This window comes from Actinomyces oris (genome assembly GCF_001937665.1).
GTDB classification, from domain to species: domain Bacteria; phylum Actinomycetota; class Actinomycetes; order Actinomycetales; family Actinomycetaceae; genus Actinomyces; species Actinomyces stomatis.
The window spans coordinates 45247-53790 of sequence record NZ_MSKL01000018.1; the positions used below are offsets into that span (position 1 = coordinate 45247).

An 8544-nucleotide genomic window follows, 5' to 3' on the forward strand; every position below is an offset into this window, starting at 1 on the left:
GACGAGACGGGCGGCGTCGGACCTTCCTTCAGGTCCGACGCCGCCCGCGTCATTCAGAATGCGGCAGGCCGCCGGGGCTCACTTGCCCTGGTTGGCCACTGCCGCGATCTTGGCCTCGGCCTCGGGGTCGAGGTAGCGGCCGCCCTTCTTGAGCGGCTTGAGGGTCTCCTCGTCGAGCTCGTAGACCAGCGGGATCCCGGTGGGGATGTTGACGCCGGCGATGTCGTCGTCGGAGATGTCGTCGAGGTGCTTGACGATGGCGCGCAGCGAGTTGCCGTGGGCGGCGATCATGACGGTCTTGCCGGTCTTGATCTCGGGGACGATGGTGCCCTCCCAGTAGGGCAGGAGGCGCTCGAGGACGTCCTTGAGGCACTCGGTGGCGGGGATGGGCTCACCGGCGTAGCGGGGGTCGGTGTCCTGGGAGAACTCGGAGCCGGGCTCGATGGCCGGCGGCGGCACGTCGTAGGAGCGGCGCCACTGCATGAACTGCTCCTCCCCGTACTCGTCGCGGATCTCCTTCTTGTTCTTGCCCTGCAGGGCGCCGTAGTGGCGCTCGTTGAGGCGCCAGTCTCGCTCCACCGGGATCCAGTGGCGGTCGGCGGCGTCCAGGGAGAGGTTGGCGGTCATGATGGCGCGGCGCAGCATCGAGGTGAAGAGCTTCTCGGGGAGGACACCGGCCTCCTTGAGGAGCTCGCCGCCGTGGACGGCCTCGGCGCGGCCCTTGTCTGACAGCGGGACATCGACCCAGCCGGTGAAGAGGTTCTTCGCGTTCCATTCGCTCTCGCCGTGGCGGAGCAGTACGAGGGTGTAAGCCATGGGCCTATCCTGCCAGGATCACAGGCATGGCGCGAGGCCCTGAAGGCCAACCTCGGTGGGTGAGAGCGCAGCGCCCCCCCGCTCCCGCACTCATTGAGCTCATCAGGTAGCCCGCCGGATTCACTATGCGGACTGTCAAGGGTACCGGCGCATCGGCTCGGCGGCACCGCTCACAGCGATACCGCCCAGTCACGGGATGAATTCACGTATTGAAAACACAACGGCCCTGGCGATGCGCCTGAGCGCATGACCAGAGTCGAGGTGCGAGGTGGCAATCAGCTCGAGAATGACTCGACGCGGGGTGCCGGCTCAAGTGAACCCGGCGCCTCCTTGTTCCCTCAGTTGCCGGGGTTGACCTCGTAGTAGGCCTTGCGCACCTCAGCGGAGACGCGACCGCGGTCAGAAACCTCAAGGCCCTGCTCACGGGCCCACTCGCGAATCTTCTGAGTGTCAGAAGGACCGCTGGAACGGCGACGACCGGAACTACGACGGCCGCCGGTGCGACGCGCCTTTCCGACCCATTCCTCAAGGGACTCACGAAGAGCGGCTGCGTGCTCGTCGTTCAGGTCGATCTCGTAGGAGACACCATCAAGGGCGAAGGTGACGGTCTGATTGGCCTCGGACCCGTCGACATCGTCGACGAGGATGACCTGAGTCTTCTGTGCCATGATTCCTCATTCTGACTGGGGGGAGCGGGTCTGAAGGATGTATCCCGCTGCGGACAACGTTAGATTAAACAATAGTCGCCCTCAATGCAACACAGTTTTCGCCGCCCGCATTACCGGCCACCCGCCCGCTAATCACACGGTGATGCGTGGCGTCATACCACCCCGGACGCCTTGATGGTCGAGAAGAAAACTGTGAAAGCACTGAGGCACCCTTTGGAGATCCTCACGAGACCCAGTCGAACAATCCGGACACGACACGCACTCTCCCCCGACCCGCTAGAGGTATCCAACGATCAGTCAATCCGAGACGTCACATCTCCCAGATGACTCTCAGACAGCAGTAGGGGATTCTCTCAGCCGGAAGAGAATGTCCATGTCACCGCGGTTCTTGCTCTGCGGACGCCTCATGTGAAGCCGGGAGAATCCACCCCGGACCGAACCATCACCCACCTCCAACACTCGACGGCGAAGGATTTCAGCCACACGACCATCCCGGAAAGCGCGCACACGGAACAACCGCCGGAGCCACCGAATGTGCCGGAAGGCACATCGAGGGGCCACAGGTGAGGAGCAGGGGACACAAAAGCCCCGGGAGGCATTACCTCCCGGGGCTGAACGAGCCGCCTGTGGGAATCGAACCCACGACCTATTCATTACGAGTGAATCGCTCTGCCGACTGAGCTAAGGCGGCGCTGGCACAAGCAGCAGAGCCGAACATACCGGCCCTACGGCCGCCACCGCAATCCAGCGCCACAAGGAGAGCCGTGTTCCTCGACACAGTCAACCGTCCTCCTTGCCGCATCACAGCCGCGTCCGGAGACAGAGGCTCCTCCCTAGCCCCAGAAATCCCCGGTTTCCCCCGGCTCAGCAGTGGAACATGACAGCGGCCGGGCGCATCCTGGAGAGGATGCGCGGTCGGTCTCAGAAGCCGCCTCGTACCATCCGAACCGACCGGTCCCGGTATTCTCCGCACATCACATTCACCAGTCTCCCTCTCCGTAAGGATCCCCATGAGCGAGTCTCCGTCCAGTCACTCCCCCACCTCTTCATCGCCACAAGCGGGTGCTTCACCTTCGCCCTCCAGCACTTCCCGGCACGACCAGATCCAGGACCGTGGCGACGCCGGATACAACAAGGCTCTGAAGAATCGCCATCTCCAGATGATCGCCATTGGCGGCTCCATCGGCACGGGCCTTTTCATGGGTGCCGGCGGCCGACTCAAGGACGGCGGGGCGGGACTGATGTTCGCCTATGCCGTCTGCGGAGTCTTCGCCTTCCTCATGGTGCGCGCTCTGGGCGAGCTCGCCATCCGCAGACCCTCCTCCGGCGCATTCGTCTCCTACGCCCGTGAGTTCCTCGGTGAGAAGGGCGCCTACATCACCGGCTGGTTCTTCTTCCTGGACTGGTCGGTCACCGTCATGGCCGACATCACGGCCGTGGCCCTCTACCTCCACTACTGGACGGTGCTGAAGGTTGTCCCGCAGTGGGCCTTCGCGCTCATCGCACTCATCCTGGTCTTCATCCTCAACATGCTTAACGTCAAGATGTTCGGGGAGGCTGAGTTCTGGTTCGCACTCATCAAGGTCGCCGCCATCGTGTCCTTCATGGTGGCGGCCATCGTCGCCATTTTCCTCGGGCTTCACACCGGAACAGACTCAGATGGAGGGGCGATCACCGCAGGGGCTCATAACATCCTCGGAAACGGAGGCTTCTTCCCGGAGGGATTCCCGATCGTCTTCGCCCTGACCCTCGGTGTGGTCTTCGCCTTCGGCGGCACGGAGATGGTAGGAGTGGCCGCCGGAGAGGCGAAGGACGCGGAGAAAATCCTTCCCAAGGCGATCAACTCAATGATCCTGCGTATCTTCGTCTTCTACGTCGGCTCGGTCATGCTGCTGGCGCTGGTCCTTCCCTACACGTCCTATTCGAAGACCGAGTCGCCCTTCGTCACCTTCTTCTCCGGGATCGGCGTGCCCTATGCCGGCGACATCATTCAGGTCGTGGTCCTCACCGCCGCGCTGTCCTCTCTCAACGCCGGCCTGTACGCCACCGGGCGCACTCTGCGCTCCATGGCCGTGGCCGGCGAAGCACCTCGGGTGGCGGCGGGACTCAACAAGCACCAGGTTCCCGCCGGAGGCATCATCATCACCTCCTCCCTGGGGCTGCTCGGCGTCATCCTCAACGCCTACCTGCCCGGTGACGCCTTCGACATCGTCATGAACCTGGCCGGAATCGGCATCGCCGGAACCTGGGGAGCCATCCTCGTCACCCACCTCGCCTTCCTGCGCCGGGTGCAGGAGGGCAAGGAGGTACGACCGACCTACCGGATGCCCTTCGCCCCCTGGAGCAACTACGCGGCCCTGGCCTTCTTCACCGTCGTCGTCGCCTCGAACGTGGCCGACCCGGCGGGACGTTGGACCCTGGGCCTGTTCACCATTGTCGTTGTCATGATGGTGGCGGGCTGGTACGCGGTGCGAGGACGTATCCGGGGCGACCTGCTCGATGAGGTCCTCGCCGACGAGGTGGACGGGGCCGCGTCCGCCTCGGCGCACGAGGCCTGACCGACAGGAGGCTGAGCCCATGCACGTCCACATCACCTACACCGGAGGAACCATCGGGATGGTGGACTCCCCTCACGGCCTCGTACCCGGCGCGGATCTGGAGGGGTGGCTCGACTCACTGCTGGCGGGCACGCCCCTGGCGGACTCGGTGACAGTGACCTCGCTGGACCCGCTCATCGACTCCTCGAACGCCACCCCTCTGTCCTGGCAGGCGATCGTGGATGACCTGCGCGCCCACGCCGCTGCCGACCCACAGGCCGCCTTCGTGGTCCTGCATGGGACCGACACGATGGCCTACACCAGCGCCGCCCTGTCCTATGCGCTGACGGATCTGTGCGTTCCCGTCGTCCTCACCGGTTCCCAGCTCCCGCTCGGAGAGGTGGGAAGCGACGCCTCGGCGAATGTCACCGGGGCGCTCAAGGCCGCCACCTCCGGGCGCATCGGCGGGGTGACACTGTTCTTCGGCAATCGGCTCCTGGCCGGCAATCGGGCGACGAAGTCCTCCTCGTGGGCCTTCGCCGGCTTCGAGTCCCCCAATGCGGCCCCTGTGGCCACCACCGGCGCCCCGTGGCAGTGGGCTCAGACCGCGCGGGCGGGGGCCGGTTGGGGGGATGCCGCTCCCTACTCCCGCCACGACGTCGTTGTGGTCGACCTGGTCCCGGGCATCACTGCGGCGCGTCTGGAGGCACTGCTGACGCCGCTGCCCGAGGCCGTGATCCTGCGGGCATTCGGAGTCGGCAACGTACCGTACCTCGAGCCGGGGCTGACCGACGTCGTCGCGCGGGTGATCGCCGCCGGGACGGCCGTCATCGTCACGTCCCAGTGCCACGAGGCCGAGGTCCTCCTGGGGCACTATGAAGCCGGTGACGCGCTGGCTCGCAGTGGCGCCGTCGGCAGCCGCGACATGACCCTGGAGGCCACCTACGCCAAGGTCCAGTTCCTGCTCTCGCAGGGACTGGCAGGTGCCGATCTGGCCAGGTGGATGGGACGCTCCATCGCCGGCGAGCTGAGCGAGTGAGCCGAAGGGGCCAGAAGCCCCGCAGCTCCGGTGCTACACCGCCCTGCTGAAGAATCGGTCCCGGACGACCTGAACGTCGTCCGGGACCGATTCTCACGACCTCCGGGAGCCGGGCCTGCCGGACACCCTCGCGATGGTCAGCAGGTGAGTCCCTTGTCCGGCATCGTCCCGTTGAGCAGGTAGGTGTCCACGGCCTTCTTGACGCAGTCGTTGGAGCGCCCGTAGGCGGTGTGGCCGTCACCCTTCCAGGTCAGGAGCTGGCCGGACTCGAGCTGATCGGCCAGCGCCTGGGACCAGGCGTAGGGCGTGGCCGGGTCACCGGTGGTGCCCACCACGAGGATCGGTGCGGCACCGGAGGCCGTGATCTTCTCGCGCTTGCGGCTCGACGTGTGGCCCCAGCCCTGGCAGTAGGCGTCGGGGTAGAGCAGCTGGGAGCTGAAGGTGGGTGAGGCCTCCTTGACGGCCTTGGCATTCTCCTCCCAGGAGGCGTTGTCCCCCTGGACCGGGTAGTCCAGGCAGTTGACCGCCATGAGGGCCTCAGTTCCGTTGTTGGAGTAGCTGCCGTCGCCCTTGCGGGAGGAGATGGTGTCGGCGATGGTCAGCAGCGTGCTTCCGTCCGGCTTCCCCATCTTGCCCATCGCCTGGGACAGTCCCAGGTTGAGGGTGGGCCACAGCTGGGTCTGGTACATCGATCCCAGTACCCCGTACACAGCCAGGTCGTAGGTCAACGGCCGCTTGTCGTCGGAGGTCGGGAGCGGCGCCGTCTTCGTGGACTCGAGGAACTCGCGGATCTGGGAGACGCCGGAGTCGACGTCCCCGCTCAGGGGGCAACCCACCTTGGAGCTCTGACAGCTCTGCACGTAGGCCCGCAGAGACGCCTCGAAGCCCTTGGCCTGGCCCATGGCCAGCTCCTCAGCACCCAGGGTGGGGTCGACGGCGCCGTCGAGGACCAGCCGCCCCGTGTTGGCCGGGAACAGCTCGGCGTAGGTGGCCCCCAGGTAGGTGCCGTAGGAGAAGCCCAGGTAGGTGAGCGCCTGCTGGCCGTCGACCGCACGCAGGATGTCGAGATCCTTGGCGGCACTGATGGTGTCGATGTGGTCCAGGAGTCCCGAGGTGCTGGTTTTCGACTCGCACGAGGCGTTCATCTTCTGAGCCCGCTCCTGGGTGGCCGTGGCCGAGGGGGTCGCCGGGTCGTTCGCCCCGGCCCGTTCGGCGTCGAGCTCGGCGTCGGTCAGGCAGTCGACGGCCGTGGAGGCGCCCACGCCCCGCGGGTCGAAGCCGACGACGTCATAGGAGTTGGTGAGGTTCTTGGAGAAGTAGGAACCGACGCCGTCGACCAGCTCGATGCCCGATCCTCCCGGCCCGCCCGGGTTGACGAACAGCGACCCGACCGAGTCCTCGCTGGCGGCCCGCTTCTTCACTGCGATCTCAATCGTCTTGCCGCCGGGGTTGTCGTAGTCCAACGGCACCTTGACCTTGGCGCAGGTGAAGCCGGTGTCCTGCCCCGACTTCGCCTTAGCCATCCCCGTCTTGGCACAGGCGTACCAGGAGACCTTCTGGTTGTAGAAGCTCTCCAGCCCGGCCGGGACCGCTGCCGAGGCCGACGCCGTTGCCGGCGAGGCCTTGATGTCGGTTTCGTCCTGGCAGGCGGTCAGGCCCGCACACGCAAGAAGCGCAGCGAGCGCCGAGACCAGACGCTTGGTACGAGGCTGATGAGAAGTCGCAGTAGTCACGACGTGAACCATATGTTGCCGAACCACTGGGGGCCTCCTCCTGAAGGCGGAATGGGGACAAGTTCCCATCGAGGCGCCCGGGCCATGGACGGGCCGGCCTCACTGACCGTTCTTGCAGGTCAGACCCGGCTCGGGCACGGTCCCGCTGATGAGGTAGGCGTCGACGGCGTTGTGAATGCATGGACCCGAGCGCCCGTAGGCGGTGTGGCCGTTGCCCTCCCAGGTGAGGAGCCGACCGGACTCGAGCTGATCGGCCAGCGCCTGGGACCAGGCGTAGGGCGTGGCCGGGTCACCGGTGGTGCCCACCACCAGGATGGGGGCCGCCCCCTTGGCGTGGATGGGTGCGGGCTTGCGGGTCCCGTTGTGCCCCCAGGCCCGGCATCGCGCATCCTGGTTGCTCAAGGCGGCGCCGAAGGTCGGCGAGCTCTGGAGGTTCTGCCGGTACTCCTTCTCCCAGCTGGTCACGTCGCCCTGGACGGGGATGTCCTGGCAGTTGACGGCGTAGAAGGTCGGTGTGCTGCTTCCGGCCGTCGCCCTCCCGTAGAGCACCTGGACGTAGGAGCCGTCCTTCTGGGTGATGGCCTGGTCGAGCGCGTAGGTGAGGAGCGGCCAGTACTCGGAGGAGTACAGGAAGCGGCGGACAACGCTGCGGATCGTGCGGCCGTCCACGGTGACATTCGGGTCCGCGGTCTTCAGCGGCGTCTGGTCGGCCGAGGTGATGAGAGCCCGGATCTGCTGCACCCCGGCATCGGCGTCACCCGTCAGCGGACATCCTTGGCCCTCCTGGACGGCCTGACCGGACTGGCACTGCTCGACGTAGGTGCGCAGCGAGGTCTCGAAGCCCTTGGCCTGCCCGGCGGCCCGGCCACCCAGTGACAGGGTGGGGTCGACGGCGCCGTCGAGGACCATGCGACCGGTGTTGGCCGGGAACAGGTCGGCGTAGATGGCCCCCAGGTAGGTGCCGTAGGAGAAGCCCAGGTAGTTGAGCTTCTGGTCCCCGGACAGCGCCCGCAGAACATCGAGGTCCCGGGCCACCGAGACGGTGTCCACATGGTCGAGCAGCCCGGCCGGCTTGGTGTGGGCGGCGCAGTTGGCCTCCTCCTGCTTGAAGTCCTTGGTGATCTCGTCGATCAGGGTCGGGAAGCTGATGTTGCCCTCCGCACCGCCGTCGGCGGCAGGATCCTGGGCGTCCAGGAAGGGGGTGGGGTCGTCTCCGACGGCGTCGGCGATGAGGGAACCGGGCAGGGGGTCGTCGACTCCCATGCCCCCCTGGGCGGCTCCGGCGGGCTGCTGACCTGCGCCGTCGTCGCAGGTGATGGCGGTGGAGGAGCCGACGCCGCGGGGGTCGAAGCCGATGATGTCGTAGGCCTGGTTGACGGTGGGCGAGAACTGGGTCTCGTTGTTCTCCACCATGTCCACCCCGGAGTAGCCGGGACCGCCGGGATTGGCGAAGAGGGTGCCCTGGCGCGTCGAGCCGGTGGCCAGGTGCTTCTTCATCGCGATCTCAATGGTCTGCCCATCCGGCTGGGAGTAGTCCAACGGCACTGTGACCTTGGCGCACTGAAAACCGGTCTTGTCAGCCGACTTCTCCATCCCACCGGTGGCTGCGCAGTCATACCACTCGACCTTCTGACCGTAGAAGGACTCCAGCCCCTGGGGAACCGCCGCCTTGGCAACCGGAGCCGGCCCCGCAGCAGGCACCGCCGCGGCAGGAACCACGGCCCCCGCCCCCAGGCACACACCCGCCACAG

The 8544-nt window shown here is 66.4% G+C and carries 6 protein-coding genes and 1 tRNA gene; 2 read left to right on the forward strand and 5 right to left on the reverse strand.

The genetic code is table 11. The features are described 5' to 3' along the window. Positions 1–78: 78 nt before the first annotated feature. The 3 genes from BKH28_RS07480 to BKH28_RS07490 all read right to left on the reverse strand — a co-directional run bounded on the left by BKH28_RS07480 (position 79) and on the right by BKH28_RS07490 (position 2175). Positions 79–816, reverse strand: coding sequence for a phosphoglyceromutase (locus BKH28_RS07480; RefSeq protein ID WP_009746805.1), 738 nt, complete (start codon positions 814–816; stop codon positions 79–81). Between the two features lie 338 nt (positions 817–1154). Then, positions 1155–1484, reverse strand: coding sequence for a histone-like nucleoid-structuring protein Lsr2 (locus BKH28_RS07485; protein ID WP_009395062.1), 330 nt, complete (start codon positions 1482–1484; stop codon positions 1155–1157). Between the two features lie 618 nt (positions 1485–2102). After that, positions 2103–2175: transfer RNA gene (locus tag BKH28_RS07490), tRNA-Thr, on the reverse strand. 319 nt (positions 2176–2494) lie between these two features. On the opposite strand from BKH28_RS07490, the gene BKH28_RS07495 reads away from it, so the two are divergent. Next, entirely contained in the window at positions 2495–4042 is a 1548-nt protein-coding gene (locus tag BKH28_RS07495; protein ID WP_075418207.1) for an amino acid permease, read from the forward strand. Positions 4043–4061: 19 nt separating this feature from the next. Beyond that, positions 4062–5060, forward strand: coding sequence for an asparaginase (locus tag BKH28_RS07500; RefSeq protein ID WP_075418208.1), 999 nt, complete (start codon positions 4062–4064; stop codon positions 5058–5060). A 137-nt stretch (positions 5061–5197) separates the two neighbouring features. Here BKH28_RS07500 and BKH28_RS07505 read toward each other — a convergent pair whose 3' ends face one another. Next, on the reverse strand, positions 5198–6805 hold the full coding sequence (locus BKH28_RS07505; RefSeq protein ID WP_075418209.1) for an alpha/beta hydrolase: 1608 nt from the start codon (positions 6803–6805) through the stop codon (positions 5198–5200). Positions 6806–6892: 87 nt separating this feature from the next. Beyond that, a complete protein-coding gene (locus BKH28_RS07510) occupies positions 6893–8542 on the reverse strand; it encodes an alpha/beta hydrolase (protein WP_256695531.1) in 1650 nt (549 codons plus the stop codon). Positions 8543–8544 lie beyond the last annotated feature (2 nt).